Origin of the sequence: Marichromatium sp. AB31, assembly GCF_003718685.1 — a bacterium.
GTDB lineage: Bacteria > Pseudomonadota > Gammaproteobacteria > Chromatiales > Chromatiaceae > Marichromatium > Marichromatium gracile.
In genome coordinates, this window is the sequence record NZ_RHFI01000003.1 from 83,456 (window position 1) to 107,340 (window position 23,885).

General features: G+C 68.6%; 21 protein-coding genes. 10 read left to right on the forward strand and 11 right to left on the reverse strand.

Annotation, left to right across the window (positions count from 1 at the left end; all coding sequences use genetic code 11):
* Positions 1 to 76: 76 nt before the first annotated feature.
* Positions 77 to 1,498 carry a siroheme synthase CysG gene (gene cysG / locus EBL84_RS04130; RefSeq protein ID WP_123139662.1) on the reverse strand — a complete coding sequence of 474 codons (1,422 nt, stop codon included), beginning with the start codon at positions 1,496 to 1,498 and terminating at the stop codon, positions 77 to 79.
* Positions 1,499 to 1,593: 95 nt separating this feature from the next.
* On the opposite strand from cysG, the gene EBL84_RS04135 reads away from it, so the two are divergent.
* The 3 genes from EBL84_RS04135 (at position 1,594) to EBL84_RS04145 (ending at position 2,839) form a co-directional block, all read left to right on the forward strand.
* Positions 1,594 to 1,914 carry a rhodanese-like domain-containing protein gene (locus EBL84_RS04135; RefSeq protein WP_062271873.1) on the forward strand — a complete coding sequence of 107 codons (321 nt, stop codon included), beginning with the start codon at positions 1,594 to 1,596 and terminating at the stop codon, positions 1,912 to 1,914.
* A gap of 146 nt (positions 1,915 to 2,060) precedes the next feature.
* Positions 2,061 to 2,291: a sulfurtransferase TusA family protein gene (locus tag EBL84_RS04140; protein WP_062271871.1), complete on the forward strand. Its 231-nt coding sequence runs from the start codon at positions 2,061 to 2,063 to the stop codon at positions 2,289 to 2,291.
* 68 nt (positions 2,292 to 2,359) lie between these two features.
* Positions 2,360 to 2,839, forward strand: a complete 480-nt coding sequence (locus EBL84_RS04145; protein ID WP_123139663.1) for a DsrE/DsrF/DrsH-like family protein — start codon at positions 2,360 to 2,362, stop codon at positions 2,837 to 2,839.
* A 105-nt stretch (positions 2,840 to 2,944) separates the two neighbouring features.
* Here EBL84_RS04145 and EBL84_RS04150 read toward each other — a convergent pair whose 3' ends face one another.
* Positions 2,945 to 4,237 carry an OmpP1/FadL family transporter gene (locus EBL84_RS04150; RefSeq protein ID WP_123139664.1) on the reverse strand — a complete coding sequence of 431 codons (1,293 nt, stop codon included), beginning with the start codon at positions 4,235 to 4,237 and terminating at the stop codon, positions 2,945 to 2,947.
* A gap of 413 nt (positions 4,238 to 4,650) precedes the next feature.
* Between EBL84_RS04150 and EBL84_RS04155 the strand changes: the two genes are divergently transcribed.
* The 5 genes from EBL84_RS04155 (at position 4,651) to EBL84_RS04175 (ending at position 9,218) form a co-directional block, all read left to right on the forward strand.
* The gene (locus EBL84_RS04155; protein ID WP_123139665.1) at positions 4,651 to 5,568 is read left to right on the forward strand and encodes a LysR substrate-binding domain-containing protein; all 918 of its coding nucleotides are present in this window, start codon (positions 4,651 to 4,653) and stop codon (positions 5,566 to 5,568) included.
* A gap of 79 nt (positions 5,569 to 5,647) precedes the next feature.
* Positions 5,648 to 6,034 carry a hypothetical protein gene (locus tag EBL84_RS04160; protein WP_123139763.1) on the forward strand — a complete coding sequence of 129 codons (387 nt, stop codon included), beginning with the start codon at positions 5,648 to 5,650 and terminating at the stop codon, positions 6,032 to 6,034.
* Between the two features lie 11 nt (positions 6,035 to 6,045).
* On the forward strand, positions 6,046 to 7,119 hold the full coding sequence (locus tag EBL84_RS04165; protein WP_123139666.1) for an AI-2E family transporter: 1,074 nt from the start codon (positions 6,046 to 6,048) through the stop codon (positions 7,117 to 7,119).
* A 69-nt stretch (positions 7,120 to 7,188) separates the two neighbouring features.
* On the forward strand, positions 7,189 to 8,346 hold the full coding sequence (locus tag EBL84_RS04170) for a S1C family serine protease (RefSeq protein WP_062271861.1): 1,158 nt from the start codon (positions 7,189 to 7,191) through the stop codon (positions 8,344 to 8,346).
* The gene (locus EBL84_RS04175; RefSeq protein ID WP_123139667.1) at positions 8,346 to 9,218 is read left to right on the forward strand and encodes a DMT family transporter; all 873 of its coding nucleotides are present in this window, start codon (positions 8,346 to 8,348) and stop codon (positions 9,216 to 9,218) included. The genes EBL84_RS04170 and EBL84_RS04175 overlap by 1 nt, the downstream gene beginning before the upstream one ends.
* 22 nt (positions 9,219 to 9,240) lie before the next feature.
* Here the strand turns inward: EBL84_RS04175 and EBL84_RS04180 are convergent, their stop codons facing one another.
* From EBL84_RS04180 to ilvB, 5 genes are all read right to left on the reverse strand, one after another.
* A complete protein-coding gene (locus EBL84_RS04180; protein ID WP_123139668.1) occupies positions 9,241 to 9,501 on the reverse strand; it encodes a zinc ribbon domain-containing protein in 261 nt (86 codons plus the stop codon).
* A gap of 51 nt (positions 9,502 to 9,552) precedes the next feature.
* On the reverse strand, positions 9,553 to 10,119 hold the full coding sequence (locus EBL84_RS04185) for a protein disulfide oxidoreductase (protein WP_123139669.1): 567 nt from the start codon (positions 10,117 to 10,119) through the stop codon (positions 9,553 to 9,555).
* Between the two features lie 41 nt (positions 10,120 to 10,160).
* Entirely contained in the window at positions 10,161 to 10,502 is a 342-nt protein-coding gene (locus tag EBL84_RS04190) for a TusE/DsrC/DsvC family sulfur relay protein (protein ID WP_123139670.1), read from the reverse strand.
* Between the two features lie 196 nt (positions 10,503 to 10,698).
* Positions 10,699 to 12,882, reverse strand: a complete 2,184-nt coding sequence (locus EBL84_RS04195) for a malate synthase G (RefSeq protein ID WP_123139671.1) — start codon at positions 12,880 to 12,882, stop codon at positions 10,699 to 10,701.
* Between the two features lie 286 nt (positions 12,883 to 13,168).
* The gene (gene ilvB / locus EBL84_RS04200) at positions 13,169 to 14,905 is read right to left on the reverse strand and encodes a biosynthetic-type acetolactate synthase large subunit (RefSeq protein WP_123139672.1); all 1,737 of its coding nucleotides are present in this window, start codon (positions 14,903 to 14,905) and stop codon (positions 13,169 to 13,171) included.
* Between the two features lie 521 nt (positions 14,906 to 15,426).
* Between ilvB and EBL84_RS04205 the strand changes: the two genes are divergently transcribed.
* Complete coding sequence (locus tag EBL84_RS04205) at positions 15,427 to 16,104, forward strand: hypothetical protein (protein ID WP_123139673.1); 678 nt, start codon at positions 15,427 to 15,429, stop codon at positions 16,102 to 16,104.
* A gap of 28 nt (positions 16,105 to 16,132) precedes the next feature.
* Here EBL84_RS04205 and EBL84_RS04210 read toward each other — a convergent pair whose 3' ends face one another.
* The 4 genes from EBL84_RS04210 to EBL84_RS04225 form a co-directional block, all read right to left on the reverse strand.
* Entirely contained in the window at positions 16,133 to 18,106 is a 1,974-nt protein-coding gene (locus EBL84_RS04210; RefSeq protein ID WP_123139674.1) for an amylosucrase, read from the reverse strand.
* Between the two features lie 69 nt (positions 18,107 to 18,175).
* Positions 18,176 to 19,072 (reverse strand): PfkB family carbohydrate kinase, encoded by an 897-nt coding sequence (locus EBL84_RS04215; protein WP_123139675.1) that lies wholly within the window; start codon positions 19,070 to 19,072, stop codon positions 18,176 to 18,178.
* Between the two features lie 29 nt (positions 19,073 to 19,101).
* Complete coding sequence (locus EBL84_RS04220) at positions 19,102 to 19,968, reverse strand: HAD-IIB family hydrolase (protein ID WP_123139676.1); 867 nt, start codon at positions 19,966 to 19,968, stop codon at positions 19,102 to 19,104.
* 96 nt (positions 19,969 to 20,064) lie between these two features.
* Positions 20,065 to 22,218, reverse strand: coding sequence for an HAD-IIB family hydrolase (locus tag EBL84_RS04225; RefSeq protein ID WP_123139677.1), 2,154 nt, complete (start codon positions 22,216 to 22,218; stop codon positions 20,065 to 20,067).
* 523 nt (positions 22,219 to 22,741) lie between these two features.
* On the opposite strand from EBL84_RS04225, the gene EBL84_RS04230 reads away from it, so the two are divergent.
* Positions 22,742 to 23,455, forward strand: a complete 714-nt coding sequence (locus EBL84_RS04230; RefSeq protein ID WP_123139678.1) for an SDR family oxidoreductase — start codon at positions 22,742 to 22,744, stop codon at positions 23,453 to 23,455.
* Positions 23,456 to 23,885 lie beyond the last annotated feature (430 nt).

A 23,885-nucleotide genomic window follows, 5' to 3' on the forward strand; every position in this document is an offset into this window, starting at 1 on the left:
AGCGGCGGCGCTCGCCGAACCCGAGACGATCAGGCCGTCGAGCCGCGCCCGATGGCGTGGCTCGGTGCGCGAACGCTCAGGGGATCGGCGCGCCGGTGGCCGGGGCGGCGGTCTCGGGCGGTTCGAACCAGCCGAGCTTGTCGTGGAGGCGCACCACCTCGCCGACGATGATCAGCGTCGGCGGCTCCGGCGGATCGGCGGCGAGCTGCTCGACGATGGTCGAGAGCGTGCCGGCATAGACCCGGTGCATGTGGGTGGTGCCCTGTTGCACCAGCGCCACCGGCATGTCGCCCGCCACGCCGTGCTCGCGCAGTCGCTCGACGATCACCGGCAGCCCCGCCAACCCCATGTAGAAGACCACCGTCTGGTTGGGCTGGGCGAGCGCCGGCCAGTTGAGGTCGATGGTGCCGTCCTTGAGATGGCCGGTGACGAAGGTCACCGATTGCGCGTAGTCTCTGTGGGTCAGCGGGATGCCGCTGTAGCAGGCGCAGCCGGAGGCGGCGGTGATCCCGGGGATGACCTGGAAGGGCACGCCCTCGGCGGCGAGGGTGTCGATCTCCTCGCCGCCGCGCCCGAAGATGAAGGGATCACCACCCTTGAGACGCAGCACCCGGTGCCCGTCCTTGGCCAGCTCGGCGAGTAGCCGGTTGATCTCCTCCTGACGCATGGCGTGATGGTTGCGCTGCTTGCCGACATAGATGCGGCGCGCGTCGCGGCGGGTCATCTCCAGGATCGGGGTGGAGACCAGACGGTCGTAGACCACCACGTCGGCCTGCTGCATCAGCCTGAGGGCGCGGAAGGTGAGCAGATCGGGGTCGCCGGGACCGGCGCCGACCAGATAGACCTCGCCCAGCTCGCTGTGCTCGGGGTCGGCGTCGAGCTCCTGGCGGATCAGTCGCTCGGCGGCGTCCTGCTGGCCGGCGAAGATACGCTCGGCGACCCCGCCGAGCAGCACCCGGTCCCAGAACCGGCGTCGGTCGCGGGCGTCGTCGAAACGTTGCTTGACCGGCGCGCGGTAGCGGCGACAGAGTTCGGCGAGCCGCCCGTAGCCGGCCGGGATCAGCCCCTCGAGCCGGGTACGCAGCAATCGGGCGAGCACCGGCGAGGCGCGCCCGGTGGAGACGGCGATCACCACCGGCGAGCGATCGACGATCGAGGGCAGCAGGAAGCTGCAGGCCTCGGGGTCGTCGACCACGTTGACCGGGATGCCGTGTCCCTTGGCGATCTCGGCGATGCGATGATTGGTGTCGCGGTCATCGGTGGCGGCGATCACCAGCCGGTTGCCGGGGATGTCCTCAGGCGCGAAGCAGCGCGCGAGATGGCGCAGTTTGCCGCTCTCGGCCAGCTCGGCGAGTTCATCGCTCAGGGTCGGGGAGATCAGGGTGAGCTCGGCGCCCGCGCGCAGCAGGTTGCCGGCCTTGCGTGCCGCCGTGGTGCCGCCGCCGACCACCAGACAGGGCTGCCCCTGCATGTCGAGAAAGATGGGGAGAAGTTCCATGGTCATCTCAGGGGTTTAGGCCCCACAGCGTCATTGAGTTGGTTGTCAAAAGTCATTAATATACTTAAATACTTAGAATTGTGGTAGAAGCCCCGGTGATCAACGAGATCGACTCCGAATCATTACAGCAACGCATCAGCGATGGAGCGGATCAGTTACTGGTCGACATCCGCACGCCCGCCGAAATGGCACAGGGCATGATTCCCGATGCGATGCAATTGCCGATGCACCTGATCCCGCTGCGTCTCGCCGAACTGCCGCGCGATCGCGATATCGTGCTCTACTGCCGCAGTGGTGCGCGTTCCTATCAGGCCTGTGCCTACATGCAGCAGCAGGGCTATGACCGCGTCATCAATCTGCGTGGCGGGATCATTGCCTGGGCACGCCACGGTTATCCGGTCGCGCCACCTGCATGAAGCTGGCGTCAGGGCTTTGCTGATCAGGAAACGGTTGACTCATCAACCTGATATGTTGCCTTTTTAATTGGGGTTCGCCTATGACGCCGAACCCTCGGATTCACACCCGTTCTTTCACCCACCAGCCCCTGAACCGGAGGTACCCGATGGCAGACTTCGACCAAGAACTCGACGCGAGCGGCCTCAACTGCCCGTTGCCGATCCTGCGCGCCAAGAAGACCCTGAACGCGATGAGTGCCGGTCAGGTACTCCATGTGGTGGCGACCGATCCGGGCTCGGTGCGCGACTTCGACGCCTTTGCCAAGCAGACCGGCAATGAGCTGATGGAATCCAAGGAGGATGGGGGCAAGTTCCACTTCCTGATCAAGAAGTCCTGACGGTTTCGACGCCGGCTGTATCGCGCGCGACGCACGCGCGCCTCGATGTGACCCACGAGGAGGACTGAATGGAAGACAAGAAGTTGGCGATCATCGCCACCAAGGGTTCGCTCGATTGGGCCTATCCGCCCTTCATCCTGGCGTCCACCGCGGCGGCACTGGGCTACGAGACCCAGATCTTCTGCACCTTCTACGGGCTGCAGCTGTTGAAAAAGGAGCCGAAGCTCGAGGTCACGCCGCTGGGCAACCCGGGGATGCCGATGCCGCTGGGCATGGACAAGTGGTTCCCGGTGCTGGGGCTGGCGCTGCCCGGTATGCAGGGCATGATGACCGCGATGATGAAGAAGAAGATGCAGAGCAAGGGCGTGGCGAGCATCGAGGAGCTGCGCGAACTCTGTCTCGAGGCCGAGGTCAAGCTGGTTGCCTGTCAGATGACCGTCGATCTCTTCGACATGGACACCGAAGACTTCATCGATGGGGTCGAGTACGCGGGGGCCACGTCCTTCTTCGAGTTCGCCGGCGAAAGCGATATCTGTCTTTATATCTGACTCGGCGAACCCTTGCCGCTGTCTTCGAACGCCGCCCGCACGGGCGGCGTTTTTCGTTTCCGGCGCGGGCCGACGATCGGTCCCCGCGCCCGGCTCCTGACGCTCCTAGAAGACCTTGACCAGCTCGAGACCGAAGATGTGGGCATCCATCTCGTAGTCGCCGTCGAGGGCATCGGTACCGTTGACGCCGTGGCCGCTGTAGGCGGTGTTGCTGCGATAGTTGCGATCCTCGGCCATCACGTACATGTAGCCGGCCTCGAGCGAGAGGCCGCGGTCGAGGCTGTGCGCCACGCCGATGCTGAACAGATGACGATCGTTGTCCGGCACACGGGCGCTGAAGTGGTCGTCGCCCTGTCCGGTCTCGTCGAAGGCGTAGCCGAAGCGCAACTGGGTGTCGGGGCGCAGCTGATAGGTCACGCCGAGACGGTAGGCGTTGGTGTCGGTCCAGCCGTTGGTGTCGGCGAAGATCAGATCGCCGGTGGTGCGGCCCTTGATCTCCAGGGTGTCGAACTCGGTCCAGCCGGTGCGGGTCCAGTCGAACTCGACGGCGAGCTGCGGGTTGAACTCATAGCGCACGCCGAGCTGCAGGCGCCAGGGCAGGTCGAAGTCGATCTTGGCCGCCTGGCTCTGCTCGGCGGCGCCGATCGCGACCAGGGTCTGGCTGTTGGCGACATAGTGACCGTCGAGACCGACGCTGGAGGCGGAGTGGAAGGAGGCGCCCAGGCTCCAGGGGCCCTGGACGTAGAGCGCGCTGAGGTTGAAGCCGACCCCGGCGCCGTCGCCGCTGAGCTGTCCGGCGGTGGAGTTGAGCTTGGCGCTCTTGCCCCAGTAGAGATCGAGTCCGGCCGAGACGCTGAGCGCGTCGTTGACCCGGTAGGCCACCGTCGGGGCGATCTGGATCACCTCGAGCTTGCTCGCGGTCGGCTGGCCGAGCGGAACCTCGGGGTCGAGCGGTGCCGGGACGGCGAGGGTGCGGGTGCCGCTGACCGCCGGGAAGGTGCCGTCCTCCCAGCGGGTCTCGAGCCCGAAGGGTGCACTCACCCCGAGTCCGAGGCTCCAGCGCTCGTTGATCCGTGCGGCGATCTGCATCTGCGGGGTGGCGAGCCAGTCGGCGCCCTGGCTCTCGTGCTCGCCGCTGGCGGTACGCACCGAGAAGGACGGGCTGATCAGCAGCCCGCCGACGGCGATGCTGGAGTTGTCATGGAAGGCGATCGCCGCCGGGTTGTAGGCGAAGGCGCCGGTCTCGTCGGGGTTGGCGACCATGGCGTTGGCGGTACCGAGACCGGCGATCGATGCCTCGGGCAGGGCGAAGCCGGCGGCCTGTGCCGGGGCCTGGACGGCGAATGCGCCGACGGCTGCGGTCAGGGCGACCGCATGGGGGAGCTGGCGTTGGAACATGGATATCCCTCTGTGCTTGCTGTCTCTGGATGAGGTCGAATCGACGATGATCTCTGTTGGCCGGTGACCGTGTCGGTGCCGTCTCGGGACGGTCTTCTCGACCGCGGAGCCGGTCGGGCGAAACAGCAGCGGGTTCGCGAGAACCGCCGACATGCAGCGGGCGCACGGACGGGATACGGGTTGCGCCATGTTGCCGTTCTGTTACTCCCGGGCGGCGGCGCACAACTGTATGCGAAGCGCTGACGCTAATCCACCCATGGATTGAGGGAATCAGCGGTGCGTGCGCTGCCCGAATACCAAGGGTGTACGGTGGCGCCGTTCGGGCGGAATGGCTGATCTCGGGGGTGTGGATATCAGCTCATTGTGATATAAGCATTTTTTATTCAGGCAAATCGGATCAGGCCCGGATCGAGATGGCGGATCGCAGACTCCAGGTGTTCCATACGGTTGCACGCTTGTTGAGTTTCACCAAGGCAGCCGAGGCCTTGCACATGACCCAGCCGGCGGTCACCTTTCAGGTGCGTCAGCTCGAGGAGCAGTTCGACACCCGGTTGTTCGATCGTACCCACAACCGCATCAGCCTGACCGACGCCGGGCGGGTGGTCTTCGAGGCCGCCGACCGCATCTTCGAGCTCTATGCCGAGATGGAGAATGCGGTGCGCGAGATCACCGGCGAGGTCAGCGGCACCCTCACCATCGGCGCCAGCACCACCATCGCCGAGTATCTGCTGCCCCCCTTGCTCGGCGAGTTCAAGGCGCGTTATCCCGACGTCTCCATCCAGCTCAAGGTCGCCAACACCGACACCGTGGTCTCGCTGGTCGAGACCAACGCCATCGATCTCGGTATCGTCGAGGCCCCGGTGGGCAACAAGAATCTGGTCGTCGAGTCCTGTCAGCGCGATCGCTTGGTGGCGATCATGCCCCCGGGGCATCCGCTCGCCGCGCTCGAGGCGGTCCCCTTCGAGCGCCTGCTCGAACATCCGTTTATCTGTCGCGAGGAGGGTTCGGGGACGCGCAACGTGATTCGCGAGTACCTGCGCGAACAGGGCTTCTGTCTCGAGGCGCTCCGGGTGGTGCTGGAGTTGGGCAGCCCGGAGGCGGTGAAGGGGGCGGTCGAGGCCGGGATGGGGGTCTCGGTGCTCTCCAGCGCCACCATCGCCAAGGAGCTCAAGCTCGGCACCCTGGCGGCCGTTCCGCTTGACCCCCCGCTCTATCGTCCGTTCTCATTCGTGCACCAGAAACAGAAGTTCCGGCTGCGCGTGGTGGATGAGCTGTTCGACTTCGCGCGCACCTACTTCCAGGTCCACTATCAGTCCCAGGACGAATCATGACTCTGCTCCACGTCCGCCGTGCCGCGTCGAGCGAGCCGGCGCGGTGCGCGCGACGGTGCTCCGGGCGGGGCGCGCGTGTATGCTGACGCCGATCACCCCGCGCTCCGCATCCGCCACCCGGCTGCTGCGACTGTTCCGTGCGCTGCCCGCCGCCGAGCGCGAGACCCTGCTCGCCTTCGCCGAGTTCCTGGCCGATCGCGCCGCTCGCCTCGACGAGACGGCCGTCCTCGAGCCCGAACCCGCCCCCGAGCCGCGCCCCGAGGGCGAGAGCGTGGTGGCGGCGATCAAGCGGCTGTCGCGCGGCTATCCCATGCTCGATCGCGCGGCCATGCTCGAGGAGACCTCGGCGCTGATGTCCGAGCACGTGCTGCAGGGGCGCCCGGCGCCGGCGGTGATCGACGACCTGGAGGCCCTGTTCGAGCGTTACTATCAGCAACTGCGGGCCAGTGAGCCCGTGCAGGATTGAGCCCCCGACCCATGAACATCATCACCGACTGGTTCCGTCGTCATTTCTCCGACCCTCAGGTGGTGTTTCTCGCGCTGCTGCTGCTGGTGGTCTTCGCCGTGGTCTTCTTCCTCGGCGACGCGCTCGCGCCGGTGCTCGCGAGCATCGTCATCGCCTATCTGCTCGAGGGGCTCGCCGGCTATTTCGAGCGCCGCGGCATGCCGCGCCTGCCCGCCGTGCTGGTGGTCTACCTGCTGTTCATCGCCTTCGTCGCCCTGGTGCTGTTCGGGGTGATGCCGCTGGTCTCGCGCCAGATCACCGAGCTGGTCCAGCAGCTGCCCTCGATGATCGCCGAGGGCACCGACGCGCTGCTGGCGCTGCCGCAGCAGTACCCCGAGCTGGTCACCGTCGAGCAGGTCGAGGAGCTGATCGCGGCGATCCGCTCCGAGGTCATCTCCTTCGGCCAGCAGGTGCTGTCGTGGTCGCTGGCGAGCGTGGTCGGGGTGATCACGGTGATGGTCTATCTGATCCTGATGCCGCTGCTGGTGTTCTTCTTCCTCAAGGACAAGGACCTGATCCTCGACTGGTTCCGTCGTCTGCTGCCGCGTCATCGCGGCATCGCCGGGCACGTGTGGAAGGACGTCGATCGCGAGATCTCCAACTATGTACGCGGCAAGGTGTGGGAGATCCTGGTGGTCTGGGGGGTGAGCTATGCCACCTTCTACGCCTTCGGCCTGAACTACGCGATGCTGCTCTCGCTGCTGGTGGGGCTGTCGGTGATCATCCCCTACATCGGCGCCTCGGTGGTCACCGTGCCGGTACTGCTGGTGGCCTGGTTCCAGTGGGGCTGGGGACCGTCCTTCGCCTGGCTGACGGTGGCCTATTTCATCATCCAGGCGCTCGACGGCAACGTGCTGGTGCCGCTGCTGTTCTCCGAGGTGGTCAACCTGCACCCGGTGGCGATCATCGTCGCCATCCTGGTGTTCGGCGGGCTGTGGGGTTTCTGGGGGGTGTTCTTCGCCATCCCGCTGGCGACCCTGGTCAAGGCGATCCTCTCCTCCTGGCCGCGGCGCGGCGTCGAGGATGGTCCGCCGAGCCCGGCCTGAGGCCGAGAGGCCACCGGCGAGCGGCTGCGGTATACAATTGCTGACCGAAGCAACCGGCCGGCCATCGCCATGCACGCCTTCGCGCTCTCCCGCTTTCTCTTCTGGTTCGTGGTCTTCTTCCTGGTGGCGCTGTTTCTGCGCCCCTGGGTCGAGGACCTGATCTTCGCCCACTACGCCGAGCCGCGCGAGATCGAGGCGCGCGGCGAACTCGCCGCCGACGAGCGCACCACCATCGCGATCTTCGAGCGCGCCAACCCCTCGGTGGTCTATATCACCACCTCGGCGCGGGTGCTCGACCTGCTCACCCGCAACGTGCTCGAGGTGCCGCGCGGTACCGGCTCGGGCTTCGTCTGGGACCGCGCCGGGCATGTGGTGACCAACTATCACGTGGTCGCCGACATCGAGGCGGCCTATGTCCGTCTCTCCAATCAGCGCACCTATGCCGCGCGGCTGGTGGGGGTCAGCCCCGAGCACGACATCGCCGTGCTGCGCATCGCCACCTCGATCGCCGGTCCGCCGCCGCTCTCGCTCGGCAGCAGTCACGACCTGCGGGTGGGGCAGAAGGTGTTCGCCATCGGCAACCCCTTCGGGCTCGACTACACCCTCACCGCCGGGGTGATCTCGGCGCTCGATCGCAGCATCCCGGGCGACGACGGGCGCACCATCGATCACCTCATCCAGACCGATGCGGCGATCAACCCGGGCAACTCCGGCGGCCCGCTGATCGACAGCGCCGGGCGTCTGATCGGCATGAACACCGCGATCTTCAGCCCCTCGGGCAGCTTCGCCGGGATCGGCTTCGCCGTCCCGGTCGATACCATCAACCGGGTGGTGCCGCGGCTCATCGCCCAGGGGCGCTATCTGCGCCCGACCCTGGGGGTGGTCACCAACCGCGCCCTCAGCGAGCGCGTCGGCGCGCTGCTCGGCACCGCCGGCGTGGTGGTGCTCAAGGTCGACCCCGGCTCGCCGGCGGCCACCGCCGGGCTGCGCTCGGCGCTGATCTCGCGCGAGGGCGAGCTGGTCGCCGCCGATCTCATCGTCGCCGCCGCCGGGCGACGGGTGCGCTCGCTCGATGACCTGCTCGACGTGCTCGACAACTATGCCCCGGGCAATCGCATCGAACTCGAGGTGGTGCGCGGTGGCGAGCGCTTCTCGTTGCCGGTGACCCTCGGCGAGGGTCTGCCCCAGACCGGGGTCGGGTTGCCGCGAGACCTGCCGCACGCCTGATGCCGGCCGCCGCCCCCGTCATCGCTGAACGGCGCCGGGCGCTGCTCGCGCTGATCCTCGGCGCCACCCTGTGCGGGCTCTACTGGCTGCCGCTGCGGCTGGTGGCCGGCGCCGGGGTCGACGGGCCCTGGGCGGTGGCACTGTTCTACGGCGGCGCGGCGCTGGTCGGGCTGTGGTTCGCCCGCGATCAGCTGGCGGTGGCGCGGCGCGCGCCCTGGCGGCTGCTCGGCATCGGCGCGAGCGCCGCGGGCTCGGTGCTCGCCGTCAGCCTCGGGGTGCTCGAGGGCGCGGTGGCGCCGGTGCTGATCCTCTTCTATCTCGCCCCGCTGTGGACCCTGCTGCTCGGCTGGGCGCTGCTCGGCGAGCGCCCGAGGCGCCGCACCCTGGCGGCGCTGGTGGTGGCGCTGCTCGGGGTGTGGACGCTGCTCGGCGGTGCCGCGCTCGCCGGGGACGATGCCGGGCGGGGGGCCGCCCTCGGCCTGGTCGCCGGGGTCGGTTTCGCGCTGACCACGGTGCAGGTGCGCGCCGCGCGCGCGCTGCCGGCGGCGGTGCGCAACCTCGCCGCCTGGGCGCTGGCGCCGCCGCTGGCGGTGGGGTTGGCGCTGGTGCTGGGGACCCCGCCGCCCTCGGCGCTCGTGCCGGTGTTGGTCGCGCTGTTGATTGGCGCGCTATGGGTGGGGCTGATGATGGCCGCGCTGCAGTACGGCATGGCGCGCCTGCCGTTGGCGCTGTCGGCGCTGGTGCTGCTGCTCGAGCTGGTGGTGGGGGTGGCGTCCGCGGCCTGGCTGGCCGGAGAGGCGCTGGGCTGGCGTGAACTGCTGGGGGGCGGGGCGATCCTGCTCGCCGGGTGGCTGGTGGCGCGCGGGCGCTGAGCGCCCGGCGCCGTGGCGCGGCTCAGAGCCCGCACATGCCGTTGCTGCAGCAGCCGCCGGCGCTCGGGCAGCAGCTCGGGGCGGTGCCGCTGCCGAGGCTGGTGCTGGTCACCAGGTTGCCGCCGGTGGCGAGACGGTGTACCGGCGCCTCGGGCGCGGTGTCGCCGGGCTCGATGCCGGCGCGCGCGCACAGCTCGCCCCAGGTCGAGAGGGTTTCGCTCATGCGGTGGCTGACTTCGATCACCCGGTCGTTGGCGTCACAACGGTAGTCGTAGGTCGGCATCGCTGCACTCCGTGTCTGGTCTGGTATATCGATGAATGCTAATGCGGGCGATTATAGGCGAGCCGCGGGGGGCGGCAAAGTCTCCGCCGCGGGTGCGCCCTGCGCCGCCGCCCACAGTCGGGCGCGCAGCCCCGGGGCGGTGCTCAGCCCCATGGTCGAGCTGTGGATGGCGCCCGTGGCGTCGAGCACGAAGCTGGTCGGCACCGCGCCGACGCCCCAGCGCGCGGCGATCGCCCCGTCGGGGTCGGGGATGACCACCAGATCGAGCCCCTGGGCGTCGAGATAGGCGGCGATGTCGGCGTCGCTGCCTGACTGCATCGCCACCGTCAGTACCTGGTGGTCCTCGGCGACGGCGGCGATCGCGCCCTCGCTGACCCGGCAGATCGGGCACCAGCTCGCCCAGAAGTGCACCAGCAGCGGCGCGCCGCGATAGTCGGCGAGCGTGCGTCTCTCGCCGTCGAGGGCGATGCCCTGCAGCGGTGGCGCCTCGCCGCTCGGCAGCGGCCGGGTCTTCCACCAGTCGATCGCCTGGAGCGCGGCGACGAACAGCAGCAGGTTGAGGCCCCAGCGCCACAGCTGGCGGCGGCGTGGTTTCTTCGCGTCGGTGGGTGTGGTCATCGGCTCGGGGCGGGGCGCGTCGCGCGCCCCGGCTCATCGGGTCAGCAGGAGTGACAATAGTAGCGCGGCAGTCCGGCGATCCGGCAGGCCTGCTTGCAGCCGCCGTCGGGGAACAGCCCCTCGAGGTGCTTGCGGGTGCAGGGAACGTGGGCCGAGACCTCGCTGCCGATGCTGCGGATCACGACCTTGGGCGAGGGCGGGATCTCGTGCATCGCGTAATAGGCGCGCAGGAACTCGATCACCTTCCAGTGGCACTCGCCGAGGGTCAGTCCTTCCTCCTCGGCCAGGGCCTCGGCGAGTTCGCGGTCCCAGTCCTCGAAGTGCACCAGGTGTCCCTTGTTGTCGAACTCCAGCGCGCGACCGGCGATCTGGGTAGCGGTCATGGCTTGGCTCCTGTGGTGGTTGGCTGCCGCCCGTTGTCGCTGATGGCTCTTCCCTGATGGACGCCTCCCCGCGGGCCAGGCTGGGGCGACCCGCGCCGGTCGCGCGGCGGGTGGCGGACCGGGACCGGTACCGACTTAGTGTAGGCGCGGGCTGGAGATGTTCCGCCCCGACGCGCGGTCGGGGCGGTGGGCGGGTTCAGACGGCGGTCTGCTGCGTCTTGAAGCGCCGGCGCATGGCATGGAGGGTGGGTTCGGTGTAACCGCTGGGCGCCTCGCGTCCGGCGAAGATCAGCTCGCAGGCGGCGGTGAAGGCGACGCCGTCGAAACCGGGCGCCATCGGCCGGTAGTCGGGGTCGGCGGCGTTCTGGGCATCGACCACCGCGGCCATGCGTTCGAGCGCGGCGCGCACCTGGGCCCGATCGACCACCCCGTGATGCAGCCAGTTGGCCAGGTGCTGGCTGGAGATGCGCAGGGTGGCGCGGTCCTCCATCAGTCCGACGTCGGTGATGTCCGGCACCTTGGAGCAGCCGACGCCCTGGTCGATCCAGCGCACCACATAGCCGAGGATGCCCTGGCAGTTGTTGTCGAGTTCTTGCTGGATCTGCTCCGGGGTCCAGCCGGCGGGGTCGCCGAGCGGGATCTCGAGGAGCTGTTCGAGCCGGGCGCGCGGGCCGTTGGCGGCAAGCTCGGCCTGCACCGCGGCGACGTCGATCTGGTGATAGTGCAGCGCGTGCAGGGTGGCGGCGGTGGGCGAGGGCACCCAGGCGCAGTTGGCGCCGGCGGCGGGGTGGGCCTGCTTGGTCTCGAGCATGGCGCGCATCTCGTCGGGCATGGTCCACATGCCCTTGCCGATCTGGGCGCGTCCGCGCAGCCCGCAGGCCAGCCCGACGTCGACGTTCCAGTCCTCGTAGGCGCGCAGCCACTCGGCCTGCTTCATCTCCGCCTTGCGCAGCACCGGCCCGGCCTCCATGTCGGTGTGGATCTCGTCGCCGGTGCGGTCGAGGAAGCCGGTGTTGATGAAGATCACCCGCTCGCGCGCGGCGCCGATGCATGCCTTGAGGTTGAGCGTGGTGCGCCGCTCCTCGTCCATGATGCCGATCTTGAGGGTGTTGCGCGCCAGCCCCAGGGCGTCCTCGATGCGGGCGAACAGCTCGACGGCGAAGGCGACCTCCTCGGGGCCGTGCATCTTCGGCTTGACGATATAGAGGCTGCCGGCGCGCGAGTTGCGGTGCCGGCCGTGCTCGGGGTGGATGTCGTGGAGCGCGCACAGTGCGGTCACCATGCCGTCGAGCATGCCCTCGGGCACCGGCTCGCCGGCGGCGTCGAGCACCGCGTCGGTGGTCATCAGGTGGCCGACGTTGCGCACCAGCATCAGCGCCCGCCCGGGCAGGGTCAGCGCGGCGCCGTCGGGGCGGGTGTAGTGACGGTCCTCGGCGAGACTGCGCTCGAGGCTGCGTCCGCCCTTGTCGAAGCGTGCCGTGAGCGTTCCCTTCATCAGCCCCAGCCAGTTGCGATAGACCCCGACCTTGTCCTCGGTGTCGACCGCGGCGACCGAGTCCTCGCAGTCCTGGATGGTGGTCAGCGCCGACTCCAGCAGGACGTCGGCGAGCCCCGACTTGCTCTCGCGCCCAACCCCGCGCTCGGGGTCGATCACCAGCTCGATGTGGAGTCCGTGGTTGACCAGCAGGATCGCCTCGGGCTGATCGGGGTCGCCGCGATAGCCGGCGAACTGGGCGGGGTCGCGCGGCATCGTCTGGCTGTTGTCGGGGAGGTCGACGAGCAGCGTGCCGTCGAGCACCCGATAGCCGCAGGCGTCGCTGTGCGAGCCGCGGTTGAGCGGCACGGCCTGATCGAGCAGCTCGGCGGCGCGCGCCACCACCGCCGCGCCGCGCTTGGGGTTGTACTCGGCGCCGCGCGCGCAGCCGTCGTCCTCGGCGATGGCGTCGGTGCCGTAGAGCGCATCGTAGAGGCTGCCCCAGCGGGCGTTGGCGGCGTTGAGCGCATAGCGGGCGTTGCTCACCGGGACGACCAGCTGGGGGCCGGCGAGCGCGGCGATCTCGGGGTCGACGTCGCGGGTCTCGACCTGGACGTCCGGCCCCTCGGGCTGGAGATAGCCGATCTCGGTGAGAAAGGTCTGGTAGGCCGCGGCGTCGTGCGGCTGGCCGCGACGGGCGCGATGCCAGTCGTCGATCTGGCGTTGCAGCCGGTCGCGGGTGGCGAGCAGCGCGCGGTTGCGCGGCGTCAGGTCGCCGACCAGCTCGGCGAAGGCGTGCCAGAAGGCCTCGGGGTCGATCCCGGTGCCGGGCGCGATCTCGTCGCGGACCAGCGCGTACAGGGGCGTGGCGATGCGCAGACCGCCGATCTCGATGCGTTCGTTCATCCTAGCTACCTCTCCCTCCCTCGTGCGACGAGGGGCGATTCGATGATCCTCGGTGTCGCCGTCGGGCCGACCGGGGCGCACGCTCGCGGCACGCCGCACGCCCGGGACGGGCACGCATGGCCTGTCCGACCCAGGGTCAGCAGTAGATCAGGTCGCTTTTCGCAGGTGCAACAATCCAGTGATTGATTCTTTCAAGCTTGAGGATTCGCAATGACAATGCAATGGTGTCGGACGGGCGGGGCGGGGCAAGTCGCCCCGGGCGCGCGGCCCGGGGACGGGGGCGGACTCAGCAGTCGATGATCATCTCGTTGAGACCCTGGCCCGGCGGCACCATGGGCACCACGTTCTCGGCCTTGTCGATCCACACGTCGACCACCACCGGGCCGGGCTCGGCGAGGGCCTCGGCGATGCCCGGGAGCAGCTCGTCGACATGCTGGATGCGGATCGTCTTCAACCCCGGGTAGACGTGCTTGAGCCCGCTGAGATCGGGGATCTGGCGGCGGCAGGTCTGGTCGAGCTCGGTGCAGTCGGGCGGACAGTCGATGTTGCGCGCCAGACAGGTCTCGTAGTGCAGACCGCCGTCCATCATGTCCTCCCACTGACGCACCATGCCGAGGAAGCTGTTGTTGAGCACGAACATCTTCAGCGGGATGCGGTTGGCGACCACGGTGCCGAGCTCCTGGATGTTCATCTGGAAACTGCCGTCGCCGTCGATCAGCACCGCCGGGTGCTCGGGGTCGGCGTACCAGGCGCCGATCGCCGCCGGCAGGCCGAAGCCCATGGTGCCGAGACCGCCGGAGCTGATCCACTGACGCGGACGGCGGAAGCGGTAGTACTGCGCCGCCCACATCTGGTGCTGACCGACGCCGGTGGAGACGGTGGCCAGGCCCTCGGTGAGCTCGGAGATCACCTCGATGGCCGCCTGCGGCTTGATGTAGTCGCCCTCGCCGTAGGACTTGGGCATCTGCTCGCGCCATGCGCTGACCTGCGCGAGCCACTCGGCGTGGCGGGCCGAGCGGTTGGTGGCGAGCGCGTGGTCGAGGAAAACGTCGAGCGGCGCGACCAGGTTGAGATGACTGGAGATGGTCTTGTCGATCTCCGAGGGGTCGATGTCGATATGGGCGATGCGCTTGCCGGCGGCGAAGCCCTTGACCGCGACACGGTCATCGAAGCGACCGCCGAGGCTGAGGATGAAGTCGGCCTCGCGCAGTGCATAATTGGCCGGGATGGTACCGTGCATCCCCGGCATGCCGAGGTTGTGCGGCATCTCGAAGGGCAGGGCGCCGAGGGCGTTGAAGGTGGTGGTCACCGGCACCTCGAAGCGCTCGGCCAGCTGCGCCAGCCGGGCGGCGGCATCGGCGTGGATCACCCCGCCGCCGGCCTTGATCACCGGGCGCTCGGCGTTGGCCAGCGCCTCGAGGATGGCATCGGCCCGCGCGGTGTCGAAGGCCGGCTGCTCGCGGTGACGGATCCGCGGCGGGTTGATGCTGGTGCGCTCGGTGAGCTGGACGTCCTTGCACAGATCGATCACCACCGGGCCGGGGCGGCCATGGGTGGCCAGTTCATAGGCCTCGCGCAACACCCATTCGAGATCCCCGACATCCTTGATCAGATAGTTGTGCTTGGAGATCGGTCGGGTCATGCCGACGGTGTCGACCTCCTGGAAGGCGTCGGAGCCGATCGCCGCGCTCGGCACCTGACCGGTGATGAACAGGGTCGGCAGCGAGTCCTTGTAGGCGTCGGCGATCGGCGTGGCGAGATTGGTCGCGCCCGGGCCGGAGGTGACGATGCAGACACCCACCCGACCGCTGGCGCGGGCATAGCCCTCGGCGGCATGCCCGGCGCCGCCCTCCTGGCGACAGAGGACGAACTGCGGCGTCGCCTGGCCGGCGCGCATGCGTCGGTTGAGTTCGACGTGCAGCGGGATGATGGCACCGCCGGTGTGCCCGAACAGGTGCTCGACCCCGAGATCGGCGAGCACGTCGAAGAAGATGGAGGCACCTGTCTGGGATGGGTTCGTCATGGCGGCGTCTGCTCGAAGGTCTTGATCGTGGGAAACCTTACATAATAACGCTTCCGTCCACGAAGGGTAGAGGGCGGCCGGCGACCTGCGGGATTGATCCGCGAGGTCGCGGAACGCGCAGAGGGCTTTTTTCGATATCCTGGCGCCAGCTCCCCGCTGGTCGCTGGCTGTTGCTCCAGCGTCGTAGACTGGGATGCGTGACCGCGCGACCAGACTCCCGCTCGGCCTCAAGTCGTGCTCTGTCACTCGCTTCGCCCGGTACGGCCCGGACCGCCGTACCCCCGAGGGGGGGCGGTCAGGGGCCGCCACGACGGGAGAGAGACCGCTGGCGGGGCTTTGAGCGTCGAGCCCTTTGTGTCGCTGGCGGCTTCGCGGTTCAATCCCCGGTGCCGGCGGCCTGGTCGTCGGACACATTCACCCGAAGAGATAGCGCCGATCACGATGGAGGTAAGCGAGAGAGGCCGCCTGCGGGCGGGAGCTATCCCCCTGGTCTGTCGGACCGGGTTCTCGCGACGAGAGTGATGAAACAGCTGTTGAATCTGTTCGACCGTCTGCGCCGGCTCGACTGGGAGCGGTTGCTGGTGCGCACGGTGCTGGTGGCGACCCTGCTCGGGGGCGTCTACGTCTATCTGGTGGACTTCCATCCCGAGTGGTGGACGCAGGCGAAGCGTGAGGCACCGTCGCTGGCGCCGATCGGCCGTGTGGTGCATGCCCCTGAGGTCGTGCCGGCGGTAGAGACGCAGTCCGCCAGCGAGACGCCGGACGTCGATGCCGAGCCGGAAGCCTCGGCGCTGGTCGATGAGATCGAGCCGGCGCAGAGCGAAGAGACGGGTCGCGCCGCCGCTGTGGAGGTCGCCGCGCCCGACCCCGACGCCGAGACGCGCGATGACGACGGTGAGACGCTCGAGACGCTGACGGTGAAGACGGAGGCCGTCGAACCTGCGACCAGCGTCGACACGAGCACCGATCAGGCCGATACCTCCGGGGCGGCGGCGGATGGGGCCGTTGCCCTCGAGCCGACCGAGGACGCCGTCCCCGCCGCGCCCCCGGTCGCGCCGCAGACGCCCTGGTATCCGCCGCAGGGTTACTACCCGCCGCGTCATCCCGCCGCGCCCTATCCACCGCATGGCGGGATGCCGGCGCCCTATCCGCCGCACCACCCGGCCCAGCACCCCCACCCGGGGGGCTGGGGGTACTGAGCCGATTCGCGTCGGTGTGTCGCCCGGCTCAGAGCTGGGCGCGTGCGCGCTGGTTGGTGAGCCAGTAGAAGTGGAACGGCGGGATCACCATGCGGTTGTTGAACAGCGCCGGTGACTCGCCGGTGATCAGGTCCTCGATCTGGCCCTGGCGGAACAGCCCGCGCTGATTGAGCACGTCGAGGTCGAGGAACTGCGGGTTGGCGTCGAAGTTGGCCGCCACCACCACCGCGCCGCTCTGCAGCGTCGGGTGGGCGCGCAGGAAGACGAACAGGTGCGGGTTGGCGACCTCGATCAGCTCGCGGTTGTTGAAATCGGCGAACGCCGGGGTGTGCTTGCGTACCTCGATCAGCTGTCTCAGCCCGTCGAAGATGCGTTGCTCGACCGTCCCCGGCTGATGGCGGCGCTCGGCGCGTCCCCAGTCGATGCGCGGGCGATGGATCCAGCGGCTGTCGCCGGCCTTGGTGGCGTCCTCGAGGAAGGAGTTGTCGTTGAGGGTGCCGAGCTCGTCGCCGTACCAGATCAGCGGGATGCCGCCGAAGGAGAGGATCATCGCGTGCAGGGTGAGGATCAGGTCGACGGCCTGGTCGATGGCCTGCTGATCGCCGCTCTCGAGCGCGGCCTCCAGCCCGGCGAGCGAGGCCAGCGCCCCGGAGATGCGCGCATCCCCGGTCTTGGGGTTGACGCCGAAGGGGCGTCCGCGCCCCGGCGAGCCCGCGTAGACCCCGGTGAACCAGTCGATGAGGAAGCGCCGGTGGTGATAGGGATCGTAGTCGCTGGCGCGGATGTCGGCGTCGTCGAAGCCGAGCCCGATGTCGTCGTGACAGCGCACATAGTTCAGCCAGGTGGCGCGGTCGAGCTTGTGCGGCAGGCTCTGGATGCCCTGGTTGAGCAGCTTGGCGTTCTTGGTCGCCACCGCGTCCCACAGCAGCGCCATGAAGGTGGCGTTGTAGGCGATCTCGCACTCCTTGGCGATCACCGCGTCCTCGCCGAAGTACTTGATGATCTCCGAGGGTGAGACGATCGCCTCGGCGATGAACAGCGGCCCCGGCGCGACCACCTGACAGCAGTCCTTCATCAGCTGCAGGATCAGGTGCGCCTCGTGCTCGTTCTGCGAGGTGGTGCCGATCTTCTTCCACAGGAAGGCCACGGCGTCGAGGCGGATGATGTCGGCGCCCTGGTTGATCCAGAACAGGATGATGTCGAGCATCTCGATGAACACCGCCGGGTTGGCGTAGTTCAGATCCCACTGGTAGTTGTTGAAGACGGTCATCACCCAGCGCTGCATCTCGGCGTCCCAGGTGAAGTTCCCCGGCGCGGTCTCGGGGAAGATCTCCGGCATGGTCGCCTCGAACATGTCGGGCACGTCGCGGTTGGGGAAGGTGTAGTAGAAGTCCTGGAAGGCGCGCTCGCCGGCGCGCGCGCGTCGCGCCCAGTCGTGCTCGTCGGAGGTGTGGTTGACCACCACGTCGAGGGTCAGCAGCATGCCGCGCTCGCGCATCCGCGCGCCGAGCGCGCGCACGTCCTCGACCGTGCCCATGCGCGGGTCGATGTCGCGGAAGTCGCTCACCGCGTAGCCGCCGTCGCTCGCCCCCTGCGGACAGCGCAGGATCGGCATCACGTGCACCATGTTGACCCCGAGTTCCTGCAGATAGGGCAGGCGCTCGATCAGTCCCGGCAGGTTGCCGGCGAAGCCGTCGGCATAGAGCGCCATCCCCACCCACTGTTGGTCGAGAAACCAGTTGTGGTCGGCCTCGCGCGCCATGTCGAGTTCCTTGAGCGGCGCCGGGCGCTCGATATAGGCGCGCGCCAGTCGCTCGGTGAGCCGGACCGTCTGCTCCTTGAAGTCCTGACGGTGCCCGTAGAGGTGCCCGAACAGCGAGTGAATGGCGTAGAAGTTCGCCCCCAGGCGGGTATAAAAGTGCCGGAGGTCCTCACGTCTGAGCTGATGACTGAAGGCATCGAGGATGTCGTTCAGCAGGGCGTGTGAAACCTGTTCGTACATGCATGCTCCAGATGGACGGGGGCGTGTCCGCCCGGGTCTCGGCGACCGGGCGGGCGGCTGGCGCTCGGGTCAGGTGGTTAGTCCCCAGCGCTCGATGAACGGCTGGTAGAGCTCCGGCTCGGCGGCGGTGGCGCCGCGCTGGGCGACGATACGCGAGGCGAAGGCCTGGGCGCGCTCGAGGGTGGCCTGCAGCGGCCAGTCCTGGAGCAGTCCGAGGATGGTCACTGCGGCGAAGGCATCGCCCGCGCCGACGGTGTCGATGACCTCCTGCGCCGGCTGCGGGGCGACGTGGACCGGTGCCGTGTCGACCCCGAGTCCGAGCGCCCCGTCGCCGCCGAGTGTGACCAGCAGTCCACTGAGCCGGTGACGCTCGAGAAAGGCGCGGGCGCGGCTGGCCAGCGGGGTGTCGGCATCGGTGTCGGCGTCGTCGAGCAGCACCAGCTCGTCGTGGTTGAGCTTGGCCCAGTCGGCCGCGCCGATCAGCGCCAGGGTCTGCTCGCGCGACCACCAGGGATCGCGCAGATTGACGTCGACGAAGACCTGATCGACCCCGGCGCTGCGGACCCCCTCCAGCGCCGCGCGGGCGTCGGCGTGACGCAGCGCCAGGGTGCCGTGATAGAGCAGGCCGCAGGGGGCTGGCTCGGAGGCCGCGCGCACGTGGTCGTAGGCGCAGTCGGCGACGATGTCGTAGCTCGGCTCGCCGCGCTCGAGGCTGACCTCGACCCGCCCGGTGGGGTGTGCGGGGGCGGTCTGCAGTGCGCCGGTGTCCATCCCCCAGTCGGCCATGGCGGCGCGCACCCGCGCGCCCTCGGCGTCGGCGCCGACGGCACTGACGAAGCGCGGGTCGGCGCCGAAGGCCTGGAGGTGCCAGGCGACGTTGAAGGGGGCGCCGCCGAGGACCTGACGACCGTCTGGGAAGTGGTCGAACAGGACCTCGCCGAAGATACAGAGTGGCGATGTGTGCACGATAGCGGGCTCCTCGCTGGAGGGTTCGTTCACAGGGCCGGCGGTCCGGCGGGTGTCTCCGGGGCCGCGAGCAGTCGTTCGGCCAGCTCGGGGTGGAAGTGCGCCACCCCCTCGAGGATTCCGGCCGCATAATGGCCGTTCAATCCCTGCCAGCCGCCGCGTGCGCAATACAGCCGCGCCGGGTCGGCGCAGCCCTGCCGCGCCTCGGCGCGCACCTCGGGGTGGGCGTTGGCCACCAGCACCGCCGGGATCGCGCTGATCAGCACCTCGAGGTCGTTGCCGCTGTCGCCGGCGAACACCGTGGTCGCGACGTCGCGGCCGAGTCGCTGCATCAGGAACTCGACGGCATGGTACTTGGTCGCGTTGGCCGGTAACAGGTCGAGCAGTCCGCAACCGGCCGCCTCGTCGACGCTCCACACCAGGCTGGCGCGGATGTCGCGCGCCTCGAGTCGCTCGCGCATCCGTGCGCGCAGCGCCTCGACATCGAGCTGGGCCGGGGTGAAGTAGCTCAGCTTGAACGGGCCTTGGCGGTCGTCGGGTTGCGGGCTGAGTTCGGCGATATCGGCGAACAACGGTCGCAGCGCCGCGGCGTGCGTGCCGCCCCAGTCGGCGCCGATCAGACGCTGCCACTCGACGACCGGTTGCCAGTCCCCGCCGTCGAGGCCGTGGATGCTGGTGCCGACGTCACCGACCACATAGTCCGGCATCGGCAGATCGTAGTCGGCGATCGCCGCTTCGACCAGTGCGCGATGGCGTCCGCTGACATAGGCGAGGGTGACCTCGGGCAGCGCCGCCAGCCGGCGGAACCAGGGACGGGCGGCGGGCGACTCGGGTTCGGCGCCGTTGGGGATCAGGGTGCGGTCGAGATCGGTGCACAGCAGCAACGGGCTGCTCATCGTGTCCTCCATGGGAGACGTCGAGTGGCCGGTGGGTCTGCGGCCATTGGCTGAGGGGCGTCACCGCCTCGGTGCGGTGACGCCGGGGCGGTGGGGTCAGCTCGGCTCGGGTGTCCCCATCGGTTCCTCGGGGATGGCGCAGGCGCCGAAGAAGTCGTAGTGCTCGACCGCCTCGATGATGCCGAGGGCGTGGGCCTGCTCGGCGAAATAGATGTTGTCCATCTCCTCGAGTTGGGAGAGCTCCTCGTGATGGCGGTTGGCGACCACCACCGCCAGGGTGTTGCCGCGCATCATGTCCTCGTCGGCCCCGGAGCCGCCGGCCACCAGTACGTGCTCCAGCGGGATGCCGAAGCGGTGGGCGACATAGCGCAGCGCCTGTCCCTTGCTGGCGCGGGTCGGGATGATGTCGAGGAACTGGCCGAAGGCGTGGACCACGTTGACGGTCAGCTCCTGGGTGCGCAGCAGGGTGGCGATCTCCTCGACCGAGGGCGCGATCGTGGGGTCGTAGTGGAAGGAGATCTTGAACCGGCTCTGCTCGCCGCGCGCCTGCGGGATCAGCCCGGGGATGTCGGCAAGCGCGCGGCGCACCGCCCTGGGCTTCCACTGGTGGTCGACGTGCTCCTGCCAGTAGGCATCGGGGACCAGTCGGGCGCTGTAGTGGATCTCGGTGCCGAGGCTGGTGATGAGCACGTCGGGGATCGGCAGGCCGTGGCGCTTGAGCTCGGTGAGCAGCGAGTCGAGCCGGCGCCCGGTGGCGATGCCGAAGTTGGTGCAGCGACGGTTGGCGCGCATCATCGCGGCGAAGCGCTCCACCCCCTCGGGGTTGCCGAGCAGGCTCTGGTCGAGATCGGTGAACAGCGCGCGGTCGCGATAGATCATGCTACGGCGCATCGGCGGGGTGTCGGGCAGCGGCTCGCGCTGTTCGGCGAGCGGCTCGATGCGCTGCCGGTAGGCGGCGGCATGGGCCTGCCAGGAATAGTGTTCGCGTACCCCGGCCAGACCCTTGCGCGAGTAATCCTGCCAGGTCTTGCGATCCCCGAGGATCTTCAACAGGGCGTCGGCGATCGCCTCGCGATCGAGCGGGTCGACGAGGATGCCGTTGTTGCAGTTGCCGATGATGTCGACCGGTCCGCCGTTCTCGGTGGCCACCAGCGGCAGCCCGGTGGCGGCGGCCTCGAGCAGCGTCAGACCGAAGGGTTCGGTGAGCGCCGGGTTGATGAAGACGCCGCCGGAGCGCGCCACCATGCGGTAGATCTCGGGCACCTGATCCGGGGTGTGATGCTTGGGGATGGCGACCTTGCCGAAGAGGTCGTAGGCATCGACGGTGATCAGCAGGTCGGTGAGCACGGTGCGCGCGCCCTCGTCGAGCTCGCGGATGTCATCGCGATTGCCCGCCACCACCAGCAGGTTGGCGCATGCCTGCAAGGCCGGCGACTCGCCGTAGGCCTCGACCAGGGCGATGATGTTCTTGCGGTGATCGGCGCGGGAGAGGGCGAGGATGAGCGGCTTGCCGGGATCGTCGAGGAAGCGCTCAATCTCGGCGGCGAAGGCGGGCTTGGGGTCTTTCGGGCCGGGCGGATGGAACTGCTTGAGATTGGTGCCGGGCGGGATGACCTCCATGCGCTCGGGCTGATAGTAGTCGTAGAGCGCGTACTGCTCCTCGATCTCGTGATGGGTGCTGGTGATCACCAGATCGGCGGTGGCGAGCACCGATTCCTCGGCATCGATGCGGCGCACCATGTTGTAACGGGCATCGATCTGCTCGCCGTCGAGACCGCTGGCGAGCAGCCGCTGGCGCTTGTCGCGCCCGAGCGAATGACCGGTGTGGACCAGCGGCGCGCCGGTCAGGTTGGCCAGCCGCACCCCGACATAGCCGGCATCGGCATAGTGACTGTGGACGATGTCCGGCCAGCGGTTGAGTTCGTGGAGATGGACGCTGAGGTTGTCGACAAAGCTGTCGAGATGGTCCCAGAGCTGTTCCTTGGGGAGGTATTCATCGGGGCCGGCCTCGATGCGCACGATCCGCACCTTGTCGTCGAGCTGCTCGATCGGCTCGGCATAATCGGGGCTGACCGCCGGATCGCGCACCAGACGGGTCACCAGGTCGACCTGTGAGACATCGTCGCGCTCGCCCAGCGCGCGGGCGAGATCGACCACGTACTTGGTCTGACCGCCGGTGTCGGCGTCGCGCCCGAGTTCGAGGTCATGGCCGCGGATGAGACCGTGGATACTGAGTAGCAGGATATACATCGTCGTTCGGGCCCATTCGAGTTCGGTGCCGTACCCGTGGCCGTGGCTGGCGGGGCCGCGAGGCGGCCGCGGTCGTCGCGGTAGGTGGCGTCCCCCCACCCGGGTGCGGCGTATTGAGATGATGCATGGACGACGGATGGATCGGGAAAGCGCACTTGCGGTGCAAATGCGGTTTCCGGATCGCCCATGACACGTCCGCGCGCCGGGACGGGGACATGACATGAGGGGCACCCGTGTTGCGCACCCTCCGGGTGCGCGGGCGAGATCAGACGCCCGGGTCGCGGCGACCTCGGCGTCCATCATTCCGACCGTAGTGGGGCGGATGCAGAGGACGACCGCTTCCCCTAAGGTAAAGGACTCAAGGGCCGATTCCAAATCAGGCCCGGCGGGGTCGGGCCGCTCGGGTGCCGCAGATCGGGGCGCGATGCGCACGATGTCGCACCTGCCGGAGCAAGGCGTCAGGCGACTTGAGCTGCGCAATACTGGCCCCATCGTTTAGCTGTCAACCGAAGGAGCAAGATCGATGTCGGATTCACCCATTGCCGTGGTCACCGGCGCCTATCGCGGTCTCGGTCACGAGGTCTGTCGCCAACTCGCCCGCCAGGGCTACCGTGTGGTGCTCACCGCGCGGCGTGCCGATCGCGGCGAGGCCGCCGCCGAGGGGCTGCGCGCCGAGGGATTCGACGTGCGCTTCCATGTCCTCGACGTCACCGACCTCGACTCCATCCAGGCGCTGGCCGACTACGTCCGTGACACCTTTGATCGGCTCGATGTCCTGGTCAACAACGCCGGTATCTTCCCCGATCCGCCGCCCGGCTCGGGCGCCGAGGGCGTCTTCTCGACCGATGTCGACACCCTGCGTCGTGGTCTCGAGACCAATACGCTGGCCCCGCTGCTGCTGTGTCAGGCATTGATCCCGCTGATGCATGAGCGGGGACGCGTGGTCAACGTCTCCTCCGGGCTCGGCCAGCTCGCCGAGATGGACGGCGGCATCCCCGGCTACCGCATCTCCAAGACCGCGCTCAACGCCGTCACCCGCATCTTCGCCGCCGAGCTTGCCGAGACCGGGGTCAAGGTCAACTCGGTCTGTCCGGGTTGGGTACGCACCGAGATGGGCGGACCTCAGGCCGAGCGCTCGATCGAGGAGGGCGCCCGCGGCATCGTCTGGGCCGCGACCCTGCCCGATGATGGTCCGAGTGGCGGGTTCTTCAGGGATGGCAACGCCATCGACTGGTGAGGATATCGCCGCCGGGCTTTGCCCCGGCGGCTGGCGCTGCGTCCGTGGACGACTGCGGCTCGACGCAGGGTGAGAGAGAGAGCAGCCGCCACACCGCGGTGTCGCCCGGGGAGAAGGCTGAGCGGGTGCGTGCACGCTCGTCGCCATCCAGCTCGGCGCTGCGATGCGATCGCCCGGGCGTGCCGATCCGTGCATTCCTGTCTCCGCGTCGGGCGGTGCATGAACGAGCGAATACACTACAATCATTCGACGCCTCGGCGCATGAATCCGTCGTTTTCGGATGAGCGCCGAGCGTGCTCATCGCCCTGACCTCACGCCAGGGCGTTGCTCATCATCATTCAAGTGCCACTGCACGAACGCGCTGTCTCGGATCCGTGACGACAAGGCCGCCGTCAATCGCTGCCGATCATCGATGAGTTTGGGGGTGCTT

Excerpts from the sequence above, each read along its gene's own strand:
- EBL84_RS04165 (WP_123139666.1), top strand. The coding sequence starts at position 6,046 with ATGAACATCATCACCGACTGGTTCCGTCGTCATTTCTCCGACCCTCAG.
- EBL84_RS04170 (WP_062271861.1), top strand. The coding sequence starts at position 7,189 with ATGCACGCCTTCGCGCTCTCCCGCTTTCTCTTCTGGTTCGTGGTCTTC.
- EBL84_RS04140 (WP_062271871.1), top strand. The coding sequence starts at position 2,061 with ATGGCAGACTTCGACCAAGAACTCGACGCGAGCGGCCTCAACTGCCCG.
- EBL84_RS04220 (WP_123139676.1), bottom strand. The coding sequence starts at position 19,968 with ATGAGCAGCCCGTTGCTGCTGTGCACCGATCTCGACCGCACCCTGATC.
- EBL84_RS04195 (WP_123139671.1), bottom strand. The coding sequence starts at position 12,882 with ATGAACGAACGCATCGAGATCGGCGGTCTGCGCATCGCCACGCCCCTG.
- EBL84_RS04205 (WP_123139673.1), top strand. The coding sequence starts at position 15,427 with ATGAAACAGCTGTTGAATCTGTTCGACCGTCTGCGCCGGCTCGACTGG.
- cysG (WP_123139662.1), bottom strand. The coding sequence starts at position 1,498 with ATGGAACTTCTCCCCATCTTTCTCGACATGCAGGGGCAGCCCTGTCTG.
- EBL84_RS04150 (WP_123139664.1), bottom strand. The coding sequence starts at position 4,237 with ATGTTCCAACGCCAGCTCCCCCATGCGGTCGCCCTGACCGCAGCCGTC.
- EBL84_RS04190 (WP_123139670.1), bottom strand. The coding sequence starts at position 10,502 with ATGACCGCTACCCAGATCGCCGGTCGCGCGCTGGAGTTCGACAACAAG.
- ilvB (WP_123139672.1), bottom strand. The coding sequence starts at position 14,905 with ATGACGAACCCATCCCAGACAGGTGCCTCCATCTTCTTCGACGTGCTC.
- EBL84_RS04185 (WP_123139669.1), bottom strand. The coding sequence starts at position 10,119 with ATGACCACACCCACCGACGCGAAGAAACCACGCCGCCGCCAGCTGTGG.
- EBL84_RS04230 (WP_123139678.1), top strand. The coding sequence starts at position 22,742 with ATGTCGGATTCACCCATTGCCGTGGTCACCGGCGCCTATCGCGGTCTC.
- EBL84_RS04180 (WP_123139668.1), bottom strand. The coding sequence starts at position 9,501 with ATGCCGACCTACGACTACCGTTGTGACGCCAACGACCGGGTGATCGAA.
- EBL84_RS04225 (WP_123139677.1), bottom strand. The coding sequence starts at position 22,218 with ATGTATATCCTGCTACTCAGTATCCACGGTCTCATCCGCGGCCATGAC.
- EBL84_RS04155 (WP_123139665.1), top strand. The coding sequence starts at position 4,651 with ATGGCGGATCGCAGACTCCAGGTGTTCCATACGGTTGCACGCTTGTTG.
- EBL84_RS04145 (WP_123139663.1), top strand. The coding sequence starts at position 2,360 with ATGGAAGACAAGAAGTTGGCGATCATCGCCACCAAGGGTTCGCTCGAT.
- EBL84_RS04160 (WP_123139763.1), top strand. The coding sequence starts at position 5,648 with ATGCTGACGCCGATCACCCCGCGCTCCGCATCCGCCACCCGGCTGCTG.
- EBL84_RS04210 (WP_123139674.1), bottom strand. The coding sequence starts at position 18,106 with ATGTACGAACAGGTTTCACACGCCCTGCTGAACGACATCCTCGATGCC.
- EBL84_RS04175 (WP_123139667.1), top strand. The coding sequence starts at position 8,346 with ATGCCGGCCGCCGCCCCCGTCATCGCTGAACGGCGCCGGGCGCTGCTC.